Origin of the sequence: Acinetobacter chinensis, from assembly GCF_002165375.2 — a bacterium.
GTDB classification, from domain to species: domain Bacteria; phylum Pseudomonadota; class Gammaproteobacteria; order Pseudomonadales; family Moraxellaceae; genus Acinetobacter; species Acinetobacter chinensis.
In genome coordinates, this window is the sequence record NZ_CP032134.1 from 3,310,498 (window position 1) to 3,333,776 (window position 23,279).

Consider the following 23,279-nt stretch of genomic DNA (forward strand, 5'->3'; position numbering starts at 1 on the left):
TATTAATGATTTCTCGAAACACTGTCATTAACTATTCGTGGTGTAACAAAAATCAGCAACTCGCTCTTTTTGTCAGACTTGGAATCTTTACGGAACAGTCGACCAATATATGGCAGATCACCCAGGAAAGGCACCTTGATCTGAGTATTGGTTGATACCTGTTCAAATATTCCACCCAGTACGACCGTTTCACCATTATCCACCAGCACATTCGTGTTGATCTGGTTTTTATTAATGGTGAACTGACCCGTTGGAGTTGCAGTACCCACTGAGTCATTTGTGATATCCAGCATCATCTGAATCTTACCATCAGGTGTGATACTTGGTGTCACATCCAGACTCAGCGTTGCATCAACAAACTCTGTCTTAGACACAGCATTTACACCACCACCTTCAGCTGACTGATAAGGAATCTGTGTACCGGACATCACTTTGGCAGCCTGCTTATCTGCAGTTAAAACTTTTGGTGTTGAAATTACTTCACCGTAGCCATCTGCCTGTAATGCAGACAATTCAAGATCCAGCATAAAATCAGACAGGCTGATCAGACCAAAAGCAATTTTACTTGCTCCAGAAGTCGTCACACCCAGGTCAACGTTCAGGTTCTGAGGACGCTCAATTGTGTACTTATAACCGCCTGTTGTACTATCTTCTTCAGGTTCACGAAGATTCCATAAGGTCGTATCACTACCACCAACCAGCAGATTATTATTGTTGGTAATCCCCTGAGACAGAATCCCCCATTTCACGCCCATTTCTTTGGTAAAGTCAGTTGTTGCACGGACGATACGCGCTTCAACCATGACCTGTTTTACAGAAACATCCAACAGGTCGATCATTTTTCGGATCTGATCAATCTTCTGCGCGGTGTCATTGACAATAATCGTGTTGGTTCTTGGATCAACAGAAATTGTTCCACGTGGGCTAAGCAGACTGCCGACACTGTCAGAGTCCGCCGCTGCCCCCCTATTGTTTGAAGAGTTTTTACCCTGTGTAATCAGTTTTTCGATATCTGTTGCTTTCGCATAGTTCAGCTGAATATATTCAGTCTGCAGAGGTGCCAGTTTCACACTCTGCGCGATTGCTTTGGCTTCTTCTTCTTCAGCCTTGATCAACTCTGAAACCGGAGCAATCCAGATCACGTTGCCATTACGGCGTTTATCAAGATTTTTGGTTTTCAGAATAATATCGAGTGCCTGATCCCAAGGAACATCCTTCAGGCGTAAAGTGATATTTCCCTGAACCGTATCTGCTGCCACCATGTTAATACCGGTAAAATCTGCCAATAACTGGAGTACACGACGAACTTCGATATCCTGGAAGTCCAGGGAGATCTTCTTACCTGTATAGGTATTAGCAGCACGTGGTTTCAGTGGGTTTTTATCCACTGGTCGCTTCAGACTGATTGTCAGTTTATTCTCAGCCTGGTAAGCCATGTATTCGTAGCTGCCAGATGACTGAATCGTGATCACACCATTACTGCCATCATTCTGTGCATCAATGGTTGAAACAGGCGTAGCAAAATCATTGACATTCAGACGGCGCGTCAAATGCGAAGGAACTTTATTTCCCAGCGTTCTGACCACGATCTTACTGCCCTGCTGCTGAACATCGACAGGTGTATTGCTTCCCTGCAGATCAATCACCACAAGGCCTTCACCATCAGAGCCTCTGTTAAATCCAATATTGGAAATTCCCTGTGCAGATTTCTGAGCAACAGGCTGAGCTGTTCCCGCCACACCCGCAGAGTTAATTTTCAGGATGAACGTATTACCTTCAACGCGTGTGGTGAAAGCACCGGCATCTGCAAGGTTAACCGTCAGCCTGGAACGCTGTGCATCTGAAGTCACATCGACAGAGCTTGCTTCACTGGTTGCTACAGCAACTGAGTTCTGTTTCAGATTCTGCTGAGCCTTATCAAAATCCAGGATTAATCTGGATGGATTCTCAAGCTGATAAGCCTGAGGCTGCGGAGGCAATCCATTGAACATCACGCGAACTTCTGTTCCCTGCCCCGGTATCTGCATAGGTACGATATTCGTAATACTGACCTGAGCGCTGGCAGCCTGCATAACAGCCATTGCCACTGCACCCATTGAAAACTGACGGAACAAATTGTTCATTGTATTGCCATCCCCAAAAATAAAATCTTTAAAACTGTTATTCATTTTTATTCCTTTAAATTAAGGCGTTGGTCCTATTAACACCAAGCTTCTCGGCCGTTCCACATAGCCCTCACGCCCATCCGGAATAATTTCCAAAAGGTCAATCTGCGTAGGCGTGATATTCACCACACGACCATGATTCATCCCCATATAACTGCCACGCTGCACACGCTCAACCTCACCATCCGGCGTCTGAATCAGAGCAAGCACTTCACCCGTCTGACTGCGCATACTGCCTTTCATATTCAGTGCTTCAAGTGCATAGCTTTCAAGTGGCTGAGGCTGTCTGTTCAGGTTTGGATAAACCCGTTTCCCCGCCATAATTTTCAGCTCTGCAGCCAGCGAACTTGGCATAAATGGACTTTTCAGCTGATGTGCCGAATAGTTAAATGTTGGCGCAGGTTCAAACACTGGTGCAGCTTCGATTGGAATCGGTGGCTGATTACGGATATCCGCCATCTGCTGATTCACTGCATCAATACGCGAATCACAGCCTGCCAGCAACAGACCTGCAACTAAAGCGAGAGAAATTTTTGTTTTCATTATTTCGCTCCTCCAGCAGCTGCTGGAGCATTACCAGCCGCCTGATTATCTGTATTACCGATATAACGGTAAGTTTTTGCTTTTGCCGTATAACTGACCTGAGGAACATCAGATTTCTTCTCTTTGTTCTCAGATGCTGTAATTGTAAAATCATGCAAAGTAACGATACGTGGAAGTGCAGCAATACCACTGACAAATGAACCAAAGGCATGATAATCACCCGTTGCTTCAATGGAAATTGGCTGTTCAATAAAGAATTCCTGCTTCACTTCACCTTCAAGACGGATATTTTTAAACTTCAGTCCTGAATTCACACCTGTCACGTTGATATCTTCAACCAGTCCAGGAATTTCTGTTTCTTTCGGCAGTTGTTCAAGCTGTTGGTTAAAACTCGCTTCCATTTGCTGCAACTGCAACTGATACTGCTGTAAATTACGCAGTTTGGAGTCTTTTTCACGGAACTCATTCAGCAGATTCTGTTCCTGTGCATTGGCACTGGAAATTGCATCAAGTTTCGGTTTGATCACCACAAAATAGCCAATTGCACAGATCACCAGTGCGATAAAAATCCAGCAGGTGATTTTTACGGATAAAGGCCAGCTGCCATAATTATTCGGATCAAGCGTATTGAACTGCTGAACAAATTTATCCAGCGTCATTTTCTTTTTCGGAGCAACAGCAGCATCCTGATTTAACTCATCAAATTCATCGCGACTCATTGTGCTGCCCCCGCTGTTGAACCCGTCGTTGTTGTAGCCACAGATACCGCTGCTGTATCAGCAGTTTTTTCTGATGTTACCGGTGCTGCAATTTCGTCGAGATCCGCTGTAATCACAAAAGTTCCATAGCTTTCTTCAACACGAGGCACAACTGAAGTCTGGGTTTTATTCTTATCTTCTTCTTTTGCCAGGAATGAATTCATAAATGCGTTGCGGTACCACGGAGATGCTTCCAGATTTCTCAGGAATTCAGCCACTGTATTTGGGCTTTCCGCCTTACCTTCAATTGTGAATTTATCTCCCAGCCGATCAAACTTTGTAATGTACATAGATGTAGGCGTAACACGCACAAGCTCATCCACAAGACGTACTGTAACCGGTCTCTGCCCTTGCAGCCCCTGAATCAGCTTCATCCGTTCCACAATTGCATTACGCTGATCCTGGAGTCCCTCAAGTGATTTGAGCTGAACATCAAGATTCTGATTGGTACTGATCACCAGCTGATTCGCCTGTTCCTGATCCTGAAGTTTCTGATCATAGAAGAACCATGCCAGAACAACAGCAAGCACCCCAATTAAAGCAGCCCCAATACAGATTGCTATAAATTCTTTTTTTCGTTTTTCCCTTAACGCATCACGCCAAGGGAGCAGGTTAATTCTTGCCATTAATCAAAACTCCTCAATGCCAGACCACATGCCACCATGAGTGAGGAAGCATCATTCTCAATTTTTTTAATATCAATCTGCGGTGAGAAGCCCATCTGAAGGAATGGATTGGCAATCGTGACACGGTAGCCCAGTTTCTGTTGAAGCAGTTTGGCAAGGCCCGGAATATTGGCATTACCCCCTGCAAGCAGAATATGGTCAATTTCATTAAACTGAGAAGATGAAAAGAAAAACTGTAATGAACGTGCTGCCTGCTGAACCACAGCCTCAAGATAAGGCTCCAGCACTTCAGCATCGTAGTCATCCGGTAAAGTCCGGCTCTTTTTAGCACGCCCCGCTTCCTCAAAAGACAGACCGTAACGGTTCTGAATTTCCTGAGTCAGCTGTTTGCCCCCAAACACCTGCTCACGGGTATATATGATTTTGTTATTCTGCAATACAGACAAAGTGGTCATGGTATGACCGATATCCAGGATACCGACTGTATTTGCCCCCATAGGCAAGGTTTCAGAGAACACCTGAAAAGCGTTCTCCATTGCAAAACTTTCAACATCTGCAATTTTTGGAGTTAATCCACCCAACTCCAGCGCTTCTGAACGTGCTTCAATATTTTCAATCGGTGTTGCAACCAGTAAAACATTGACACGTGAAGGATTTGCCAGGCGATCCGGTAAAACTTCAAAATCCAGACTGACTTCATCAAGTGGGAAAGGAATGTATTGTTCTGCGTCCATCCGAATCTGAACTTCACGTTCATCTTCTGTCATATCAGCATCCATCTCAATCGTTTTGGTAATCACCATTGAGGTTGGAATAGCCATTGCCGCAGATGTTGACTGCGAGTTTGCCAGATTCAATGCACGTTCAAGCGCATCCCCAACCGCTTCCGGGTTAAGGATATTTTTTTCAACAACACTGCCTTCCGGTAATGGGACAAGTGCATAGCTCTCTACCCAATACCTACCATTCTTTACAGATAGTTCCAGTAACTTAACAGAAGTAGAACTGATATCTACTCCCATTAACCCCTTATTTGGCTTACGATATAACCTGAGCACAATACTATTCCTATTATTTTTTTATCCCCAAAAAAATTAACCCACTAATCGGCTGTGATCTATAATTTTATACGGATACAATTACTCATCTAACAATCCGTATGTGTAAAGGCTATACTGACCACCAATTAGTTTGCCATTAGCTCCTATTAAAACTTACTTGTTATGAAAAAGCTATCTTGTTCAGGTCGTGTTCATCCATTTTTTTTGATCATAATTATAATTCTGGTCGCAGTTCCTATGGGTTTCTATGGCATGTATCTCTATATTGCGCCATCCCTGCCAGAAATGAACACTCTGAAAAAGGCGCCGTTACTGAAGCCCTTACAGGTTTACAGCGCTGATAATGAGCTGATTGCCGAGTATGGTGGCAAGCTTTCAGTACCTGTTGAATACAAACAGATCCCGAGTTCTTTTATTCATGCCTTTCTTGCAGCTGAAGACTCATCATTTTTTGAACACAGCGGGATCAGTTTTAAAGGCTTGGGACGTGCAGTTTCGGAAAGTGTTACTGGTTCTGGTGTACAGACCGGTGGCTCAACCATCACCATGCAGGTGGCAAAAAACTATTACCTCTCACCTGAAAGAACACTGAAACGCAAACTGACTGAAATTTTCCTGGCACGTAAAATTGAACAGAATCTGACTAAAGAAGAAATTCTGACGCTGTATGTCAATAAAATCTTTCTGGGAAAAAATGCATACGGAATTGCTGCGGCTGCCAAAATTTACTACAACAAAAGCCTGGATGAGCTGACAGTTGCCCAGATGGCAATGATTGCAGGCTTACCCAAAGCACCTTCAAAATACAACCCTGTCGCCAATCCTGAGCGGGCTCTTGAACGCCGCAACTGGATTCTGGGACGTATGCTGCAGTTGGGCTACCTGAATCAGGGACAGTACCAGAAGTCGATTGCTGAACCGATCAGCCTGGATATGCCAGAGCGGGGAATCAGCAATAAATTTCCCTATGTTGGGGAAATGATCCGTGCTGAACTGGTGGAAAAATTTGGTGAGCAGGCAGTCGATTCAGGCTACAAGGTTTATTCAACCATTAACAGCCAGCGTCAGGCTTATGCCGAAGAAGCAGTACAGAAAGGGCTTGAAGACTATGATCGTCGTCATGGCTGGCGCGGTGCAGAAGCTCATGATAAACCACTGAAAGAATTTGTTGCTTATGCAAACACCTATCCGGCTCAGGTCACCAAAGTCAACACCAGTTCGTTTGAAGCACTGATGCAGGATGGCAGCATTGTGACTGTTCCCTGGTCAGGCATGTCATGGGCGAGACCCTACCGCAATGCCAACAGTGTCGGTGGTGCACCCAGCCGTGCATCACAGATCGTAAAAGTTAAAGATATTATCCGTCTTCGACCAAATGAAAACAAAACCTCCTGGGCCTTGGTTCAGGCACCTAAAGTACAGGGTCAGCTGATTGCATTAAACCCAAACAACGGTGCCATTGAAGCTATTGTCGGTGGATATAACTTTTATCAGTCACGCTTCAACCGCGCATTACAGGGTTGGCGGCAACCCGGCTCCACCATTAAACCCTTTGTCTATGCCCTCGCACTTGAGCGTGGTATGACGCCTTATACCATGGTCAATGACAATCCCATCACCATCGGGAAATGGTCACCAAGAAACTCCGATGGTCGCTATCTCGGGATGATTCCATTACGTCGGGCGCTTTATCTGTCCCGAAATACGGTTTCTGTCCGTCTGCTGCAAAGTGTCGGTATTGAACGTACCCGCCAGTTATTTATGGATTTCGGGCTTCAGGAAGATCAGATTCCACGCAACTACACCATCGCACTCGGAACGCCACAGGTATTGCCTGTGCAGATGGCAACGGGCTATGCAACATTTGCAAATGGCGGTTACCGTATTCAGCCGCACTTTATTGACCGGATTGAAGATGCTTATGGCAAAGTCATTTACCAGGTTAATCCTGAATATGCATGCATTCCCTGTATTAATGAGCCTGATGCTCCTGAGGATGATATTGCCAGTGACGAAAATGCAGCGTCCGGTGCTGATGATGCAATCACACCTGATGATGAAGTCATTGAAGTCACCAATCTGAATAAAGATAAAATTGAAGCTGAAAATGCTTCGGAAGACCGTGGTCAGTACCGTCAGGCACAGCGTATTTTAAAATCCAGTTCTGCGTATGACATGGCGAACATTTTACGGGATGTGATTCAGCATGGTACTGGACGTGCGGCTTTAAAAATTGGTCGTGGCGATATTGGCGGCAAAACAGGAACCACCAATGATGCGAAGGATGCCTGGTTTGCGGGCTTCAATGGCAAACTGGTGACAATTGCATGGGTAGGTTTTGATAAACCGACCACGCTTGGTCGTCGTGAATACGGTGGTGTCGCTGCTCTGCCGATCTGGACCAACTTTATGGGCAATGCGCTGAAAGGAACACCTGCGGCATGGGTTCACCTGGACAAAAATGCAAAAGCGCCAGTTAACCGCACAACTATAACCAATCCGACTGAAATTGCGCAAAGAGAAGAAGACCGCTCTTCACCGCCTTTGGCAAGACCATTATACCGACCTACTCCTGCTGCACCGACCCGTGTACCAGAGCGTGATTTCGATGACTTACCAGGTGAAGAAACGCTGATTCCAGATGAAAAAGCGCCACCGGCAATGCAGCCTGCACCCGCCAGAAAACCTCAGGAGCATCGTCCTGATGCGCTGGAAAACCTGATTAATGAAGTTGAATAAACTCAGCTCTCAGTTCTCTTGAATATAAAAAACCCTCTTAATCAGAGGGTTTTTTATATTTCAGATTTAAATCTGTTTTATTTTTTCTTAAAAACATACATCTGAAAACTGGCTTTCAGATCGGTGCTCGGTTGCTGCTCCAGTGCCTGGCGTTTTTCCAGTTTTGCTTTGTATGCATAAGGTGTCATGGCAATCAGATTTTTCAGCTGTGCCTGATCCAGTGTAAATTCCGACTCAATCACAGACTGATCAATCAACTCAAATGCATCCTGTAGCTGTTCTGCAAATTTGTGAGGATCATGTGCATTCACCTCATCAAACAGCGCTTCACGCATGGCATACAGATGCTCAGGAGCTGGCGTAACCACCATCAGATAAGCTTCAGGCTTCAACACACGGCAGATTTCCTCTTTGGGAATCGGGCTGAATAAACTGGTGCATAAATCAATACTGTGATCCAGCACTGGCAGAGTTGCACCCGTTCCCACCACCCAGGTGATGTCCTTATTCATCTTTGCTGCAACCTGTACTGCATTTTTCGCAATATCAACCCCAACACACTGCAGCACTTCTGCCTGCATGGCACTGGTGTAATAGCCTTCACCACAGCCTATATCAAGCAGATTTTCAATACGCAGATTTTTGATTTTCTCAACCACCGCCTGTTGTAAGGGTGCATAAAAACCACCTGAAAGGAATGTGCGGCGTGCCTGAACGGACTCTGGAGTATCTCCTGGATTTTTACTGTGCTTATGCTGTACCACATGCAGATTGACATAACCCTGTTTTGCCACGTCATAGCTGTGATTACTGGAGCAGCGCCACGTTTTTTCCGTTAAGCTCAGCGCTTCACGACACACAGGACACATCAACAAATTCATCACTTTCTCCAGACCATTGCGGTTATCTCATCAGCCATAAAAAAAAGCCGGCAGCTGCCGACTTTTCGTATCATGCTTTCTTAGCGTAATTTTAAAGTCATCAGACCCAAAACTACCAGCATAATTGTAATAATCCAGAAACGGATCACAACCTGAGTTTCACGCCAGCCTTTTTTCTCATAATGATGATGCAATGGCGCCATCAGGAACACACGCTTATTACGCATACGCAATGAACCGATCTGCAGGAATACCGAAATCGCCTCAACCACGAACACACCGCCCATGATCGCAAAAACAATTTCCTGACGAACCATCACTGCAATTGTGCCCAGCATCGCACCCAGTGACAGCGCACCGACATCCCCCATGAATACCTGAGCCGGATGTGCGTTGTACCACAAGAATGCCAGACCGGCACCAATCATGGCTGCACAGATAATCACCAGCTCAGAGGTGTATTTCACATAAGGAATATGCAGATAACTGGCAAAACGGATATCACCCGCAAGGTAAGCAAATACCCCCAGACCTGCGGCAACCAGTACGATCGGCATGATTGCCAGACCATCTAGACCATCCGTCAAATTGACTGCATTAGAGCCTCCATTAATCACCAGATAAGTGAAAATAATGAAACCGATACCCAATGGAATTGAAGACAATGGAATACTGAGATTTTTAAAGAAAGGAATCAGCAGATCCAGCATGTTGGCAGTGTGTACCGGATTGTCCTGCTGTGTAGCAATGACATACAGCGCAATACCCGCACCCAGTGAACCCACTGAAGTCCAGAAAAATTTCTTCCTGGCTGGCAGACCCGCATTGTCTTTATAACGGACTTTAATCCAGTCATCCGCCCATCCCACAGCACCAAAAATAACCATCACACCCAGTACAATCCAGACATAAGGATTGCTCAGGTCTGCCCACAGCAGTGTACTGATCCCAATGGATAACAGAATCAGGATGCCGCCCATGGTAGGCGTACCCATTTTTTTGGCATGATTTTCAGGTGCAAAAGAGCTGACTGCCTGACCGTATTTCAGAGCCTGTAATTTACGGATCATCACAGGACCTAAAGCCCAACCGATTGCCAGGGCTGTCAAGACACTCAGCAAGGCACGCAATGATAGATACCGAACCACCTGAAAGGCATTTTCATAGCCAGCCAGATGCTGAAATAACCAATACAACATTTAGAGTTTCTCCATCAATTCGGTCATCAATGTTTCCATATGGGTATAACGAGAACCTTTAAACAGGAAACTCATAGACTGCGGCTGGTGGGTTTCCACCAGACTTGTTAATAACGGCAAAGCCTGTGCCTGATTCAGAAATGCCTGCATTTTTTTCCCATACTGAGTACTGCGGGCACCTTCCTGAGCTGCAGGTGCAAATTCACCGACAGCAACCACAAAATTAATCCCCTGAACTGACACGAGATCACGACCCAGCAAATAATGCTGTTGTGCTGCACTGTCACCCAGTTCACCAATATCACCCATCACCAGTACTTTAATACCATCCTGCTGTGCTAAAACTTCTGCAGCTGCACGCATGGAGGTTGGATTGGCATTATACGTGTCATCAATGAACAGATAATTCGCTTTGCGGATAAAATTCAGGCGACCTTTGGCACCCTGAGCTGTTTCCAGTCCAGCCACAATGTCATCCAGACCAATACCGATTGCCAGCGCAAATGCTGTCGCGGCTTCTGCATTGTGTACATTGTGCAGACCTGCAAACGGCAGATTCACTGACCGGGAACCATGGGCTGTGTTGATCATGAATGAAGATGACTGCGCATGCAGTACAATATCTGTAGCAAAAACATCACCACCTTCACCAAAACTCAGACTTTTTTCAGTCTGTACAGCAGCGCGGATCTGATCGGTAAAATCATCCTGTGCAGGAATAATGGATGTTCCTGATGGACTGATATGACTGTAAATTTCGGATTTAGCACGGCAGATACCATCACGCCCACCGAACTCGCCCATATGCGCTGTACCGATATTCAGAATACCGGCAACATGAGGCTGAACCAGATTTGAAGTATAGTCAATCTCACCCTGATGGCTTGCACCCAGCTCCATCACTGCATACTGATGTTCAGCACGCAGCTCCAGCAACATCATCGGGACACCGAGGTCATTGTTCAGATTTCCCCGGGTAATCAGGGTCGGAGCAAGACGGGACAGGATACTGCCCAGCATTTCCTTGGTCGTGGTTTTTCCACTGCTACCGGTCAGTGCAATCACTTTCAGCTGTGCATGACGTGTACGTCGGTATGCCCCAAGATGCCCCAGTGCAAGACGGGTGTCACTCACGACAAGCTGACAGATATCCACATCCACAGGATGGCTGACAATCGCAATCTGACAGCCTTTTTCTGCAACCTGTGCAATAAAATCATGTGCATCAAAGCGTTCACCTTTTAATGCAAGAAAGGCATCGCCCTGCTCTGCATGACGTGAGTCACTCAGAATACGTTTAATTTCACCCTGCGGTGCCTGATCTGAGTACCAGTAACCCTGAGTCGCTTCAGCAAGTTCATCTGCTGTCCACGGTTCCAGAGGCACAGTACTGGTGGTGGAAGTGTGCATCTATTTTTCCTGTTGCGCTGGATACGCTGAATCGGGTTTATGGTGTTGTGCATCTATCGCTGACTGCACTTCAACCACATCATCAAACCAATGGCGTACACCATCAATTTCCTGATAATTTTCATGACCTTTACCGGCAATCACCACAATATCACCCGATTGTGCATGTTTAACGGCATATTTAATTGCTTCACGGCGGTCATGAATTTCATGTACATCGTGCTGACTGAAATCAATATCACGTTTCATGTCAGCAAAAATCTGTGCAGGATCTTCTGTCCGTGGATTATCTGAAGTAATCATGACCGGATTTGCTTGCTCAAGTGCCGCTTTGGTCATCAGTGGACGCTTGCCACGGTCACGATCACCGCCACAGCCAAATACAGCCCACAGCTGATTTTCAACATGGCGTTTCAGGGTTTTAAGCACCTGGGTCAGTGCATCCGGAGTATGTGCATAGTCCACAACAAATAAACGGCTTGCATCACGGATCACCTGCATACGACCAGGTGCTCCCTGCAGCTTAGGTACCGCTGCAATCAGCTGTGCCAGATCAAACCCTGCCTGCTCTGCCACAATCAGACTGGCAACCAGATTTTCAATATTGAAATGTCCCAGCAGCGGGCTGTTTACCGTAAATTCACCTTTGGCTGTTTTCAGATGAAAAGTGGCACCCTCCAGGCTGTACTGAATACCAAAAACCTGATAATCGGCACTTTTTGAAGTGGAATAGGTCAGTATTTCAGGATGTGCCTGATTACTGCTGGCTGCATCCAGCATGGCCATTGCATGTTCATCATCTATATTGATGACAGCCGTTTTCAGGGATGGAAAGCTGAACAGTCGGGACTTGGCTTCGGCATATGCCTCAAGTGTCCCGTGATAATCCAGATGATCACGGCTAAGGTTACTGTACGCTGCAATTTCAATATCACAGCCATTCAGACGCCCCTGTTCAAGACCATGTGAACTTGCTTCAAGTGAAACAAATTCGGCACCATTCTGAGCAAAATCATGCAGTAAATTCTGTAAATGCAATGCATCAAGTGTCGTGTGCGAAGAAGCCTCAAGGTTCGGTAGAATCCCGTTGCCTGTTGTTCCCATCACTGCACATTTTCGACCCTGCAACATCAGCAGTTCTGCAACCAGGCGGGAAATCGTGGTTTTACCATTGGTTCCTGTTACAGCCAGTATTCGTGCAGCTTTGACTGGATCTGTAGCCTGTAAATATTGTTTTTGCCATTGCCCCATCAGATGACGGACATCTGAGCAGACAAATTCATGATCCAGTCCCAGTTTATTTTCACTGACCACTGCCAGCGCACCTTTATCCAGTGCTGCCTGTGCAAACTGTAATGTTTTTTCAGGCTGGGAATAACTGGTCAGCGCAATAAAAATCTGCCCTGGCTGAACAGAACGGCTGTCCAGATTAAACCCCTGAAATGGTTTTTCCATCCACTCAGCATGCTGATCTGTAGAGTAAATATCCTGAAATGTAATTGACATTCATCACCTGTTTACTGAGTTTTAGGGCTGTCGAGTGGCTTATCCAGCGGTACGTTCATCAGACGCAATGACTCCTGCATCACACGTGCAAAAACCGGTGCTGAAACGGTACCGCCATAATAGGTTCCTTTCGGATTTTCCACGACCACAATCATGGCAAGACGCGGGTCACTGACCGGTGCGACACCTGCAAACAATGCCCGGTATTCATTCTGCGAATAACCTTTACGGTCTGCACGCAGTTTATGTGCTGTACCTGTTTTACCACCGACCCGATAGCCTGGAATGGTTGCCCGGGTGGCTGTTCCACCAGGTAATGTCGCTGTTTCCATCATCAGCAGAACCTGATCTGCAATTTCAGGAGCAACAATCTGTTCACCTTTTGGTTTATCTTCCAGTTTATACAGGCTTAAAGGTACTTTCACACCATGATTGGCAAGCATGGCATAAGCATCTGCCATCTGAAGTACGGTTGCATTTAAGCCATATCCATAAGCCATGGTGGCAACCTCTGAAACATTCCATTTATTTTTTGGAAGAATCAGACCACCACTTTCTCCAGGGAATTTCACCGCAGAACGCTGACCAAAACCTACACGCTGATAAAATGTCGGCAATGTTGCATAAGGCAGAGACAGTGCAATTTTTGCAACACCCACGTTGGAGGATTTCTGAATAATACCGCCCAGTGTCAGAGCACCATAATTATGCGTATCACGGATGGTGTGATTCCCTACACGCATGGAACCTGGAGACGTGTTCACCACAGTATTTGCGGTATATTTCCCACTTTCCAGTGCCATTGCTATGGTCAGTGGCTTCATGGTGGAACCGGGTTCAAATGAATCCACCGCACCACGGTTACGCATGGCATCTTTATTTTTTAAGCCTTCTTTATCATTTGGGTTATACGAAGGCCAGCTGGTCATTGCCAGAATTTCACCGGTTTTTACATCAACAGTAATGGCTGTTGCTGAACGGGCATTATTCGCAACACCTGCCGCTGTCAGTTCACGGTACATAATATACTGCAGACGTGAATCAATACTCAGGGTAATATTTTCCCCAGGCTCCATTTCCTTGATCACTTCTGGATCACGGACACGGTTTCCGCGCTTATCACGAATCACCTGCTGCTCACCGTCCTCACCCGCAAGACGACCGTTCAGCTGCATTTCCAGTCCTTCAATCCCTGAGCCTTCGCTGTTGGTCAGACCGATAATCTGTGCGTTTGGCTGAGGTTGAGGATAATAACGCTTATAGTTTTTTTCAGTATAAACACCCTGAAATTCACGTTTAGCAATCAGTTCTGCCTGCTGTGGCGGTACTTCTTTTTTCAGCACCAGATAACGCGAACGTGGACGCTCATAAAGCTTTTTCTTCAGTTCTTCCCTGTCCATACCAACAGCATCTGCCAACTGATCCAGATTCAGGTTTTTATCAGGTAACTGACGTTTTAACTTACGGTTGTTCGGATCTTTTTTCAGTTCTGCTGTGGTTTCTTCAAACAGCTTTTTGTTATCAAAATAATCCCGCGGATCCATCACCACTTTCATGACAGGTGTACTGATAGCCAGTGGAACACCATGGCGGTCATAAATCACCCCACGCATGGCTTTTACTTTTTCGGTGCGTAAAATATTGGCATTGGCTTTATTCTGCAGAAAATCCTTGTTCACCACCTGAACATAGAAAGCCCGCCCGACCAGTGCAACAAAGCACAGCAGGACCGTTCCCCACATCAGATAAAAGCGCCACATATCTACATTGAATGATGCTTTTTCAGTAATGGGCTGCTTTTTACGTGTTTGCTTTTTACGTGGATCTACCATCTACAGCCAGCCTTATTTTTTATCTTGTGTTGTTGCAGGTAAAGAAATCACTACCGTCTGCGCAGCAGGTGGCGAATACATCCGCAGCTGAGTCACTGCCCGTGTACCAATCTGCGCTGTTGCACCAAAAGTCTGCTGTTCAATCAGCAAACGTCCCCACTCCGCATTCAGATCATCGCGGTCACGCATAAAACCACTGAGCTGCCGATAATCATGCCGATATTCAAACACCTGAAAAACCACCATCATTGCACTGGAAAAAACCAGGGCAAGTAAAATAAAATAAACGATTATTTTTTTTAACCGCAAATTTTCTGTTTTGTTTTCAACTGCTTCTGTTTTCATTATTCGCCTTTTGCAGTCAGACGCTCCGCCACTCGCAACCATGCACTGCGGGAACGTGGATTTTCCTTAACTTCCGCTTCACTGGCACGGATTCGGTCAATTTTTTTCAGTCTGCGGGTGTCTTCAACTTTCTGAGGTAAACCCCAGCCATTATCTTCCGCAAGCGTGGATTCTTTCTGTATAAACTGTTTAATAATTCGGTCTTCAAGCGAATGGAAGCTGATCACTGCCAGTCTGCCACCAGATTTTAACAAATCTGTTGCCTGGGGTAAAAATGAATGCACATCATCCAGTTCTTTATTGATTTCAATACGGATCGCCTGGAATGTACGGGTTGCAGCATGTTTATTTTTTTCCCACTTTGGGTGCGCCACTTTGACAATTTCCGCCAGCTGCGCTGTGGTTTCAATATATCCCGCCTGTTTGATGGCTCTGGCAATACGTCGACTGTAACGCTCTTCCCCGTACTGAAATATGACATTCGCCAGATGTTCTTCATCCACATCGACCAGCCACTCTGCTGCTGTCTGTCCCTGTGAATTGTCCATCCGCATATCCAGAGGACCATCTTTCATAAAGCTGAAGCCACGCTCTGCCTGATCCAGCTGAGGTGAAGACACTCCCAGGTCAGCCATAATGCCGTCCACCTTATCCAGACCAAGTCCATTAATTTCTGCTTTTAAATCTGCAAAACTGGCATGAATAATTTTAAACCGTGGATCTTCTTTTTCCAGCTGATACGCCACTTCCAGTGCCTGCGGATCTTTATCAAAGGCATAAACACGGGAATTTTCATCCAGTTTTGAAAGCAAAAGTCGGGTATGACCACCCCTGCCAAATGTGCCATCGACATAAATTCCTGTATTGCGCTCTGCCAGCAGTGCATCAACAGTTTCGTGAAGTAATACAGAAATATGCGACATAAAAATCAATCAACAGCTAACAGGGGAATTTAACTGCACATTATTACCTTGTTTTAATAAAGCTCCAAACGTCTTTTTGTAGGGAAATATTAATTTTCATAGAGAAAACCGTTTTTCCTGTCATTCCAGTCAGATTCAGTGCAAAAAAACAGCAGAATCAGAACTATAAAACAGCTGTCTTTGTCCTGATCATTTTCACATCGCCATTTTCAAAATATTCTGCAACACGCCAGCCATGCCGGCAATAAAACCCATAAGCCCGGCTTTCAGCATCTGTTTCAAGCCAGATCTCCTGAAAATACTGAAATAAAAAAATTTCGGCTTTTTCCAGCAATGCTGCACCCACGCCCTGTCCTTCAAAATCAGGATGAACAAACATGGCAAAAATACTGCCTTCATCCTGATCAGCGATCGCAAATCCACATCCACGATGATTCAGTTCAGCTACCCATACCGATGGAGTGTTTTCAATCAACGCCAGAATCGTGTCTTCAGTAATACCTGATTCAGCCAGTTCCTCTCTGGATAAGTGATTTTCTTTGACTGCTGTCCGAATATCAAAGATCAAATCAATATCTTCAGCTGTCGCAGCGCGTATATGCATACTCATGATTACCCTGTTTACTTTAAAATCAATCTGATCTTTATAAAAAAACCTCCTGAAAAAGGAGGTTTTCTGCTCAGCACCGTGACCGATTAACGTTTTTTACTGTAAATCTGATCAAAAACAGCACCATTCACAAAATGCGTCTGCTGTGCTTTTGCCCAGCCACCGAAGACTTCATCAATGGTAAATGTTTTCAGTGCAGGGAACTGTTTTGAATATTTTGCCAGAATCTCTGGATTACGTGGACGATAGAAATGACGTGCTGCCATTTCCTGACCTAATGGTGAATACAGATAGTTGATATAACCCGTTGCCAGCCATTTGTTACCGTTTTTCTCAACCGTTTTATCAACAATCGCAACCGAAGGCTCAGTCAGAATCGACATGGATGGATAAACGATATCAAACTTGTTACCCAGTGTTTTCTGGCTGATCATGGCTTCATTTTCCCAGGTCAGCAATACATCACCAATACCACGTTCTGCAAACGTCGTCATGGATGCACGTGCAGCCGAGTCCATCACTTTGACATTGCCATACATTTTAGAGACAAACTCACGGGCTTTGGCATCATTACCCGCTGGCTGTTTCAGTGCATAACCCCATGCCGACAGATAAATCCAGCGTGGCAGACCACCTGTTTTCGGGTTAGGCGTAATGATCTGAACACCCGGTTTGGTTAAATCGGTCCAGTCTTTGATTTTTTTAGGGTTGCCCTTACGCACCATAAATACAATGGTGGATGTATAAGGTGCAGAATTATATGGAAACTCTTTCTGCCAGCCCGGCTGAATCTGACCTGACTTCACAATTTCATCAATATCATTGGCAAGTGCCAGTGTAACCACATCACCTTTCAGACCATCAACAACAGAGCGTGCCTGCTTGCCTGAACCACCATGAGACTGTTTAAAATCGACGGTACGACCTGTACGGTCTTTCCAGTAAGTCCCGAATGATTTATTGAATTCATCGTAAAATTCACGTGTTGCATCATAAGATACATTCAGGAACTGACGGTCTGCTGCCTGTGCAGAGACAGTGGTCAGAGTGAAACCAGAAGCAACAATTGCTGCTCCTATCAATGCTTTTAAACCAGTTTTCATGAGAATTCAGAACAGTTGATCTTTAATTGTGATAACTATATGAAATATGCTGCACTTCTTCAATGAAAATACCGGATTTTGCTGATAAGGAAAAACGGGAGCATTCTTCCTCAAAACCCTGTTTTAAAATGAGAATTTAAAAACAGAATGCTTATTCTTAATTTATATGTTTTTATGAATCACTTATAAAATAAACAGATAATAACCCACCTATTTATTTCATTTCTGTTATTTTTCAGCTGAAATCTGATCATAAACAGCACCATTCACAAAATGCGTCTGCTGAGCTTTTGCCCAACCACCAAACACATCATTAATGGTGAAGAGTTTAATTTTAGGGAATTTTGCTGCATATTTTGCCGCTGCCTGAGCATTTCGGGGTCTGAAATTATATTTTGCTGCCAGATCCTGACCCAGTGGTGAGTACAGATAATTTAAGTACCCTTTCGCCAGATTCCGGTTTCCATCCTTATCCACATTTTTATCCACGATGGCAACCGAAGGCTCTGCCAGAATCGAAATGGATGGATACACAATCTGATATTTATCTTTATCAGGACCAGATGTTGCCAGCAATGCTTCATTTTCCCAGGACAACAGCACATCACCAATACCACGTTCAGCAAAAGTCGTCAGTGAACCCCGTGCGCCTGAGTCCAGTACTTTTACATTTTTATAGAGCTTTTTAACCAGCTCACGAGCCTTGGCATCATTCCCCCCAGGCTGTTTCAGGGCATAACCCCATGCCGACAGATAAATCCAGCGGGGTGCACCACCTGTTTTCGGATTTGGGGTAATAATTTCCACACCCGGCTTTGTCAGATCATTCCAGTCTTTAATGCCTTTCGGGTTGCCCTTGCGAACTAAAAATACAATGGTTGAGGTATACGGCGCAGAATTACTTGGAAATTCTTTTTGCCAGCCTGGTTCAATCAGACCTGCTTTTACAATTTCCTCAATATCATTGGCAAGTGCCAGCGTGACGACATCTGCCTGTAATCCATCCACAACGGACCGAGCCTGTTTACCAGAACCACCATGTGACTGTTTAAACTCAATCTCCTGCCCTGTTTTCTTTTTCCAGAACTCACCAAAACTTTTATTATATTCCTGGTAAAATTCACGGGTCGGATCATAGGAGACATTCAGAAACTCTTTGCCTGCATGGCTGTGAACCGCCAGTCCACTCAGTACAGTGAAAAATGTAGATACAATTATTTTTTTCATATTGGGTATTCATTTAAAATAAAGATTAAACACAATCTATATTTTTAAAATATTAAAAACAATCAATTAGTTATAATAAATAATTATTTGTAAATATGATTTATGCATATCCATAAAACAGCAAATGATAGACCTGTTTTTTATAAGCGACTGAAAAAACAGTGACTTATAAAAATTCTTCACTTTATCTCCACACTTATCTGATACAACATATGCGCTGAAAAAAGAAAATATGTTTAGACCAAGACGGTTTTAAAGTAGTTTTCTTTATATTTTTGTAAATAATGTGACGTAGTTCTACTTTTTTATTTCAAAAGATGATTAAATTGTAGTCGTACAAACCTTCTTTATATAAAAATACAGTTTCTTCAATACCAAAGGGGACGTTGGACATGAACAGACAGTTTATTCAGATTTTACTGCTCAGCATGAGCTGTGCTCTTGCTGCTCAAAGCACGTTTTCTGCATCCATAAAATCAACCAGTGCAAAAGTCAGCCTGCCTGCTGAAAAAACTTCACTGATTGAAAAAGCCCTGAATCAGCAGAAAAATGGCGATAAAAACCTACAGTCAGATAACGATCTTAAAGTGATTACTGCCATTAAAACAGCACCGACACAAAGCTTCTTTGCATCACAGAATCAGAGCTTCAGCCGTTTTCTTCAGTCATTTTTCACTCAGAATAATTCTTAATTAATTCAGGCGCCCAGTCCTCTGTAAAGGGAGCCGCACATTGCCTGATCACAGAATGCGAATTAAGCATTAAGTGATCAGGCTTTTTCGTTATAATGGTTTCAATTTACATTCTGAATAATATTCCGTTATGACAGTCCGTACCCGTATTGCACCTTCTCCTACCGGTTTTCCTCATGTAGGTACCGCTTATATCGCCTTGTTTAACTTATGTTTTGCTAAGCAGCATGGCGGTGAGTTTATTCTTCGTATTGAAGATACCGACCAGCTTCGCTCTACTCCTGAATCTGAAAAAATGATTCTGGATTCATTGCGATGGTTAGGTCTGAACTGGTCTGAAGGTCCGGACGTCGGCGGTCCACATGCACCCTACCGCCAGTCTGAGCGTATGGGGATTTATAAACAATACGCTCTGGAACTGGTTGAAAAAGGTCATGCATTCTATTGCTTCGCAACCACAGAAGAACTCGATCAGATGCGTGCTGAACAGCAGGCACGAGGTGAATCACCAAAATATGACGGTCGTGGTTTAAAACTTTCTCAGGAAGAAGTTCAACGCCGCCTGGCTGCGGGTGAAGCGCATGTGATCCGCATGAAAGTACCTGAAGAAGGGATTTGTAAATTCAATGATTTGCTGCGTGGGGAAGTTGAGATTCCTTGGGCGCAAGTTGATATGCAAATTCTGCTGAAAACTGATGGCTTACCAACTTATCACTTGGCGAACGTGGTAGATGACCATTTGATGGAAATTACTCATGTCATTCGTGGTGAAGAATGGATTCCATCTGCGCCTAAGCATCAGTTGTTATACCAATATTTTGGTTGGGACATGCCAACATTGTGCCACATGCCATTGTTACGTAATCCTGATAAATCAAAACTATCTAAACGTAAAAACCCAACATCGATCAACTACTACAAAGACATCGGTGTTTTACCAGAAGCTTTGTTGAACTACTTAGGGCGTATGGGTTGGTCAATGCCGGATGAAAGTGAAAAATTCACTTTGGCTGAAATGATTGAAAATTTCGACATCAAACGTGTATCACTCGGTGGTCCAATTTTCGATGTAGAAAAACTCAACTGGTTGAATGGTCAGTGGATTAAAGCGCTCTCTCCTGCTGAACTGTTAAATACTTTATTGGCCTGGAAATCTGACCGTAATACACTGGAAGAAATTGCTGCTGCAATTCAACCTCGTATTAACCTATTGTCAGAAGCAGTAAACTGGGCAGGTTTCTATTTCAACCAGTTCCCAAGCTTAAGCAAAGAACAGTTTGAAAGTAAGAAACTGTCTGAAGAACAGGTTCGTCAGAGCTTACAATTTGCGATTTGGCGTCTGGAAAGCTTATTCACTTGGAATAATGACACGGTCAGCCAGACCTTGATGGAACTGGCGAATCAGATGGAAATTAAGCTGCGTGATTTCATGCCTGCGTTCTTTATCGCGATTGCAGGTTCGACGTCTTCAACACCAGTGATGCAATCCATGGTCACGATTGGTCCTGACTTAACTTTTGCACGTCTGCGTCATGCGCTTGAAATTGTAGGCGGACCGAGTAAAAAAGAAGCAAAAGTGTGGGAAAAGCTGAATGAAAGCATCAAATTGCCGAAAAATGATGCAGTTGATAAAGCTTAACTGATTTTTTAGTTGACGAGTGCGGGCGTTATCCATAATATAGCGCTCACACAGACTGGGGTCATAGCTCAGTTGGTAGAGCGCTACAATGGCATTGTAGAGGTCAGGAGTTCGATCCTCCTTGACTCCACCAAGTTCTTAAATTGCTTTACCTGTGTTGCCTCACTTGTCCCTATCGTCTAGAGGCCTAGGACATCGCCCTTTCACGGCGGTAACCGGGGTTCGAATCCCCGTAGGGACGCCATATTCAAGGTGTCATACATCTTAGTAAAAAACCCAGGCATAATGACCTGGGTTTTTTATTGCCTGAATTTTAGTGATTGAATCATTCTGCTTTCAACTTTTGTCACGTCTTTTGCATTCTGAAGCAGAACGTTTAGAATAATAGTCAGATTATAAATGTGGAACCACCATGCAATACCAGTGTCCAAAGTGTCAGAGCCGTAAAATCCTACCTGTTGCCAGTGCAAGTGAACCCGCTGTACGCCCAAATGTGCCTAAAAGCCTGGTCATTCTGATTCCTGCCATTTTTGTTTTATTACTGCTTGTGGTGATCAGCATTGCAATGTGGGCTTTTGGCGATGGTGCTGGTCAGACACTTCAGATTGCAACTGTGGTGGTTTTCCTGATCTGTGCTGGCGCAGGTGTGATGTTCTGGCGTGATCTGCCTGACTTTAAAATTTCCATGCAGGCATTTATGAGCAATAACCGCCATTGGAAATGCCGTGACTGTAACCATGAGTGGAATATCTGATTCCAATATTTTTAATATATTAAAGCTCTTGCGAAAGTTAGAAAATATTCAGATTCAAAACATATTCAAAAGAATATTGGAAGTTCCTTCTCCCTTTGGGATGAGGAGCTAACTCCGCAAGAGGATGAGAGGCTTTTAAATAGAAAACCTCTCCCTCTTGCGAAACCAAGTTTCTCATCCTGAAAGGATGAGGGAACATTCAATATTAATTCAGTTCTTGCTGAAACAACTTTCTCAAAAAGCCTATTAAAAACCAGAAACCATTCACTTTAATGTGAATGGTTTTTTTCATTATGCTCATGTAAATCGTGATCGTGATCGTGATGATCATGCTCACCTTGCCCTGATGTACTGTGTGCATGTGCCATACATTCATCATCTTCAATCTGCAAGGTCATCTCGGTAATACCATGTTCATGACTGAGCATTTCCATTGCATCCTGATAAAGCGCATTACGGTCTGCATGCGGTGCAAATAAATGTACGGTTAAATGAACATTCTTTGAAGTAATTGCCCAGACTTTCAGTTGATGAATACTTTCCACACCTTTGACTGCCAGTAAATCATTACGCAGTTTTTCAATATCAATCTCGTCAGGTACACCCTCAAGCAGAATATTGATACTTTGTTTCAGCAAGATCCATGTTCTAGGCAAAACCCAAAAACCGATTAATACCGCAATGACGGTATCGACCCACATCCAGCCCGTGAAGTAGATTACGGCAGCACCAATAATCACCCCGATTGAACCTACAGCATCACTTAAAACTTCTAAATAAGCGCCTTTGACATTCAGACTTTCCTGCGAGCTTGAAAATAAAATTTTCATGGAAATCAGGTTAATGATCAATCCAATAACCGCAACAATCATCATGCCCATACTTTGAATTTCAGGCGGATGACTGAAACGCTGATAGGCTTCATACAGAATATATATCGCCACTACAAACAGCATGGATGCATTGAACAGCGCTGCGAGTATTTCAAAACGCTGATAACCAAAGGTACGTTTATCATCGGGCGGCAGTTTGCCAATTTTAATTGCCACCAGTGCAATAGCAAGTGCCGCAGCATCGGTAAACATGTGCGCTGCATCTGACAGTAATGCCAGACTTTGCGTGATAAAACCCGCAATCACTTCAACGATTAAAAAAGTGGTGGTCAATGCCAAAGCAAAGGTCAGCTTTTTCGCATTGCCTTCTGTCACCACTGCATGGCTATGGTCATGTCCGTGCTCACTCATAGTGAACTCCTGTTTTTTCTAT

The 23,279-nt window shown here is 44.3% G+C and carries 20 protein-coding genes and 2 tRNA genes; 6 read left to right on the plus strand and 16 right to left on the minus strand.

What is annotated here, in order from left to right; translation table 11 throughout:
* Positions 1 to 2: 2 nt before the first annotated feature.
* The 5 genes from CDG60_RS16745 to pilM are packed head-to-tail and all read right to left on the minus strand — an operon-like array spanning position 3 to position 5,150.
* Positions 3 to 2,123 carry a type IV pilus secretin PilQ gene (locus tag CDG60_RS16745; protein WP_171405530.1) on the minus strand — a complete coding sequence of 707 codons (2,121 nt, stop codon included), beginning with the start codon at positions 2,121 to 2,123 and terminating at the stop codon, positions 3 to 5.
* A gap of 60 nt (positions 2,124 to 2,183) precedes the next feature.
* The gene (locus CDG60_RS16750) at positions 2,184 to 2,708 is read right to left on the minus strand and encodes a pilus assembly protein PilP (RefSeq protein WP_087512127.1); all 525 of its coding nucleotides are present in this window, start codon (positions 2,706 to 2,708) and stop codon (positions 2,184 to 2,186) included.
* Complete coding sequence (pilO, locus tag CDG60_RS16755) at positions 2,708 to 3,427, minus strand: type IV pilus inner membrane component PilO (protein ID WP_087512126.1); 720 nt, start codon at positions 3,425 to 3,427, stop codon at positions 2,708 to 2,710. The genes CDG60_RS16750 and pilO overlap by 1 nt, the downstream gene beginning before the upstream one ends.
* The gene (locus CDG60_RS16760) at positions 3,424 to 4,092 is read right to left on the minus strand and encodes a PilN domain-containing protein (protein WP_087512125.1); all 669 of its coding nucleotides are present in this window, start codon (positions 4,090 to 4,092) and stop codon (positions 3,424 to 3,426) included. Before CDG60_RS16760 ends, pilO begins: the two co-directional genes overlap by 4 nt.
* Entirely contained in the window at positions 4,092 to 5,150 is a 1,059-nt protein-coding gene (gene pilM, locus CDG60_RS16765) for a pilus assembly protein PilM (protein WP_087512124.1), read from the minus strand. The genes CDG60_RS16760 and pilM overlap by 1 nt, the downstream gene beginning before the upstream one ends.
* Before the next feature lie 165 nt (positions 5,151 to 5,315).
* On the opposite strand from pilM, the gene ponA reads away from it, so the two are divergent.
* Complete coding sequence (gene ponA / locus CDG60_RS16770) at positions 5,316 to 7,892, plus strand: penicillin-binding protein PBP1a (protein ID WP_087512123.1); 2,577 nt, start codon at positions 5,316 to 5,318, stop codon at positions 7,890 to 7,892.
* A gap of 77 nt (positions 7,893 to 7,969) precedes the next feature.
* Here the strand turns inward: ponA and CDG60_RS16775 are convergent, their stop codons facing one another.
* From CDG60_RS16775 to CDG60_RS16825, 10 genes are all read right to left on the minus strand, one after another.
* Positions 7,970 to 8,773 carry a putative RNA methyltransferase gene (locus CDG60_RS16775; protein ID WP_087512122.1) on the minus strand — a complete coding sequence of 268 codons (804 nt, stop codon included), beginning with the start codon at positions 8,771 to 8,773 and terminating at the stop codon, positions 7,970 to 7,972.
* Between the two features lie 80 nt (positions 8,774 to 8,853).
* The gene (gene mraY, locus CDG60_RS16780) at positions 8,854 to 9,972 is read right to left on the minus strand and encodes a phospho-N-acetylmuramoyl-pentapeptide-transferase (RefSeq protein WP_087512121.1); all 1,119 of its coding nucleotides are present in this window, start codon (positions 9,970 to 9,972) and stop codon (positions 8,854 to 8,856) included.
* A complete protein-coding gene (locus tag CDG60_RS16785) occupies positions 9,973 to 11,382 on the minus strand; it encodes a UDP-N-acetylmuramoyl-tripeptide--D-alanyl-D-alanine ligase (RefSeq protein WP_087512120.1) in 1,410 nt (469 codons plus the stop codon).
* A complete protein-coding gene (locus CDG60_RS16790; RefSeq protein ID WP_087512119.1) occupies positions 11,383 to 12,888 on the minus strand; it encodes a UDP-N-acetylmuramoyl-L-alanyl-D-glutamate--2,6-diaminopimelate ligase in 1,506 nt (501 codons plus the stop codon).
* Positions 12,889 to 12,899: 11 nt separating this feature from the next.
* Positions 12,900 to 14,720, minus strand: coding sequence for a penicillin-binding protein PBP3 (gene ftsI, locus CDG60_RS16795; RefSeq protein ID WP_087512118.1), 1,821 nt, complete (start codon positions 14,718 to 14,720; stop codon positions 12,900 to 12,902).
* A gap of 12 nt (positions 14,721 to 14,732) precedes the next feature.
* Positions 14,733 to 15,065, minus strand: coding sequence for a cell division protein FtsL (gene ftsL, locus CDG60_RS16800; protein ID WP_087512117.1), 333 nt, complete (start codon positions 15,063 to 15,065; stop codon positions 14,733 to 14,735).
* Positions 15,065 to 15,988, minus strand: a complete 924-nt coding sequence (rsmH, locus tag CDG60_RS16805; RefSeq protein ID WP_087512116.1) for a 16S rRNA (cytosine(1402)-N(4))-methyltransferase RsmH — start codon at positions 15,986 to 15,988, stop codon at positions 15,065 to 15,067. The genes ftsL and rsmH overlap by 1 nt, the downstream gene beginning before the upstream one ends.
* A 163-nt stretch (positions 15,989 to 16,151) precedes the next feature.
* The gene (locus tag CDG60_RS16810) at positions 16,152 to 16,598 is read right to left on the minus strand and encodes a GNAT family N-acetyltransferase (protein ID WP_087512115.1); all 447 of its coding nucleotides are present in this window, start codon (positions 16,596 to 16,598) and stop codon (positions 16,152 to 16,154) included.
* Between the two features lie 86 nt (positions 16,599 to 16,684).
* Positions 16,685 to 17,701 (minus strand): sulfate ABC transporter substrate-binding protein, encoded by a 1,017-nt coding sequence (locus CDG60_RS16815; protein WP_087512114.1) that lies wholly within the window; start codon positions 17,699 to 17,701, stop codon positions 16,685 to 16,687.
* Between the two features lie 228 nt (positions 17,702 to 17,929).
* Positions 17,930 to 18,928 (minus strand): sulfate ABC transporter substrate-binding protein, encoded by a 999-nt coding sequence (locus CDG60_RS16825; protein WP_087512113.1) that lies wholly within the window; start codon positions 18,926 to 18,928, stop codon positions 17,930 to 17,932.
* 392 nt (positions 18,929 to 19,320) lie between these two features.
* On the opposite strand from CDG60_RS16825, the gene CDG60_RS16830 reads away from it, so the two are divergent.
* The 5 genes from CDG60_RS16830 to CDG60_RS16850 all read left to right on the plus strand — a co-directional run bounded on the left by CDG60_RS16830 (position 19,321) and on the right by CDG60_RS16850 (position 22,013).
* The gene (locus tag CDG60_RS16830) at positions 19,321 to 19,620 is read left to right on the plus strand and encodes a hypothetical protein (protein WP_087512112.1); all 300 of its coding nucleotides are present in this window, start codon (positions 19,321 to 19,323) and stop codon (positions 19,618 to 19,620) included.
* A 130-nt stretch (positions 19,621 to 19,750) separates the two neighbouring features.
* The gene (gene gltX / locus CDG60_RS16835) at positions 19,751 to 21,259 is read left to right on the plus strand and encodes a glutamate--tRNA ligase (RefSeq protein WP_087512111.1); all 1,509 of its coding nucleotides are present in this window, start codon (positions 19,751 to 19,753) and stop codon (positions 21,257 to 21,259) included.
* Positions 21,260 to 21,316: 57 nt separating this feature from the next.
* Positions 21,317 to 21,392 (plus strand) — tRNA-Ala (locus tag CDG60_RS16840).
* A 35-nt stretch (positions 21,393 to 21,427) separates the two neighbouring features.
* Positions 21,428 to 21,503 (plus strand) — tRNA-Glu (locus CDG60_RS16845).
* A 168-nt stretch (positions 21,504 to 21,671) separates the two neighbouring features.
* Positions 21,672 to 22,013 carry a zinc-ribbon domain-containing protein gene (locus tag CDG60_RS16850; protein WP_087512110.1) on the plus strand — a complete coding sequence of 114 codons (342 nt, stop codon included), beginning with the start codon at positions 21,672 to 21,674 and terminating at the stop codon, positions 22,011 to 22,013.
* A gap of 269 nt (positions 22,014 to 22,282) precedes the next feature.
* Here CDG60_RS16850 and CDG60_RS16855 read toward each other — a convergent pair whose 3' ends face one another.
* Positions 22,283 to 23,257 carry a cation diffusion facilitator family transporter gene (locus CDG60_RS16855; RefSeq protein ID WP_087512109.1) on the minus strand — a complete coding sequence of 325 codons (975 nt, stop codon included), beginning with the start codon at positions 23,255 to 23,257 and terminating at the stop codon, positions 22,283 to 22,285.
* Positions 23,258 to 23,279: the final 22 nt, after the last annotated feature.

What these genes read in the sequence shown, in the direction of transcription:
- CDG60_RS16745 (WP_171405530.1), bottom strand. Translation starts at nt 2,123, where the DNA reads ATGAACAATTTGTTCCGTCAGTTTTCAATGGGTGCAGTGGCAATGGCT.
- CDG60_RS16750 (WP_087512127.1), bottom strand. Translation starts at nt 2,708, where the DNA reads ATGAAAACAAAAATTTCTCTCGCTTTAGTTGCAGGTCTGTTGCTGGCA.
- pilO (WP_087512126.1), bottom strand. Translation starts at nt 3,427, where the DNA reads ATGAGTCGCGATGAATTTGATGAGTTAAATCAGGATGCTGCTGTTGCT.
- CDG60_RS16760 (WP_087512125.1), bottom strand. Translation starts at nt 4,092, where the DNA reads ATGGCAAGAATTAACCTGCTCCCTTGGCGTGATGCGTTAAGGGAAAAA.
- ponA (WP_087512123.1), top strand. Translation starts at nt 5,316, where the DNA reads ATGAAAAAGCTATCTTGTTCAGGTCGTGTTCATCCATTTTTTTTGATC.
- CDG60_RS16775 (WP_087512122.1), bottom strand. Translation starts at nt 8,773, where the DNA reads ATGAATTTGTTGATGTGTCCTGTGTGTCGTGAAGCGCTGAGCTTAACG.
- mraY (WP_087512121.1), bottom strand. Translation starts at nt 9,972, where the DNA reads ATGTTGTATTGGTTATTTCAGCATCTGGCTGGCTATGAAAATGCCTTT.
- CDG60_RS16785 (WP_087512120.1), bottom strand. Translation starts at nt 11,382, where the DNA reads ATGCACACTTCCACCACCAGTACTGTGCCTCTGGAACCGTGGACAGCA.
- CDG60_RS16790 (WP_087512119.1), bottom strand. Translation starts at nt 12,888, where the DNA reads ATGTCAATTACATTTCAGGATATTTACTCTACAGATCAGCATGCTGAG.
- ftsI (WP_087512118.1), bottom strand. Translation starts at nt 14,720, where the DNA reads ATGGTAGATCCACGTAAAAAGCAAACACGTAAAAAGCAGCCCATTACT.
- ftsL (WP_087512117.1), bottom strand. Translation starts at nt 15,065, where the DNA reads ATGAAAACAGAAGCAGTTGAAAACAAAACAGAAAATTTGCGGTTAAAA.
- rsmH (WP_087512116.1), bottom strand. Translation starts at nt 15,988, where the DNA reads ATGTCGCATATTTCTGTATTACTTCACGAAACTGTTGATGCACTGCTG.
- CDG60_RS16810 (WP_087512115.1), bottom strand. Translation starts at nt 16,598, where the DNA reads ATGAGTATGCATATACGCGCTGCGACAGCTGAAGATATTGATTTGATC.
- CDG60_RS16815 (WP_087512114.1), bottom strand. Translation starts at nt 17,701, where the DNA reads ATGAAAACTGGTTTAAAAGCATTGATAGGAGCAGCAATTGTTGCTTCT.
- CDG60_RS16825 (WP_087512113.1), bottom strand. Translation starts at nt 18,928, where the DNA reads ATGAAAAAAATAATTGTATCTACATTTTTCACTGTACTGAGTGGACTG.
- CDG60_RS16830 (WP_087512112.1), top strand. Translation starts at nt 19,321, where the DNA reads ATGAACAGACAGTTTATTCAGATTTTACTGCTCAGCATGAGCTGTGCT.
- gltX (WP_087512111.1), top strand. Translation starts at nt 19,751, where the DNA reads ATGACAGTCCGTACCCGTATTGCACCTTCTCCTACCGGTTTTCCTCAT.
- CDG60_RS16850 (WP_087512110.1), top strand. Translation starts at nt 21,672, where the DNA reads ATGCAATACCAGTGTCCAAAGTGTCAGAGCCGTAAAATCCTACCTGTT.
- CDG60_RS16855 (WP_087512109.1), bottom strand. Translation starts at nt 23,257, where the DNA reads ATGAGTGAGCACGGACATGACCATAGCCATGCAGTGGTGACAGAAGGC.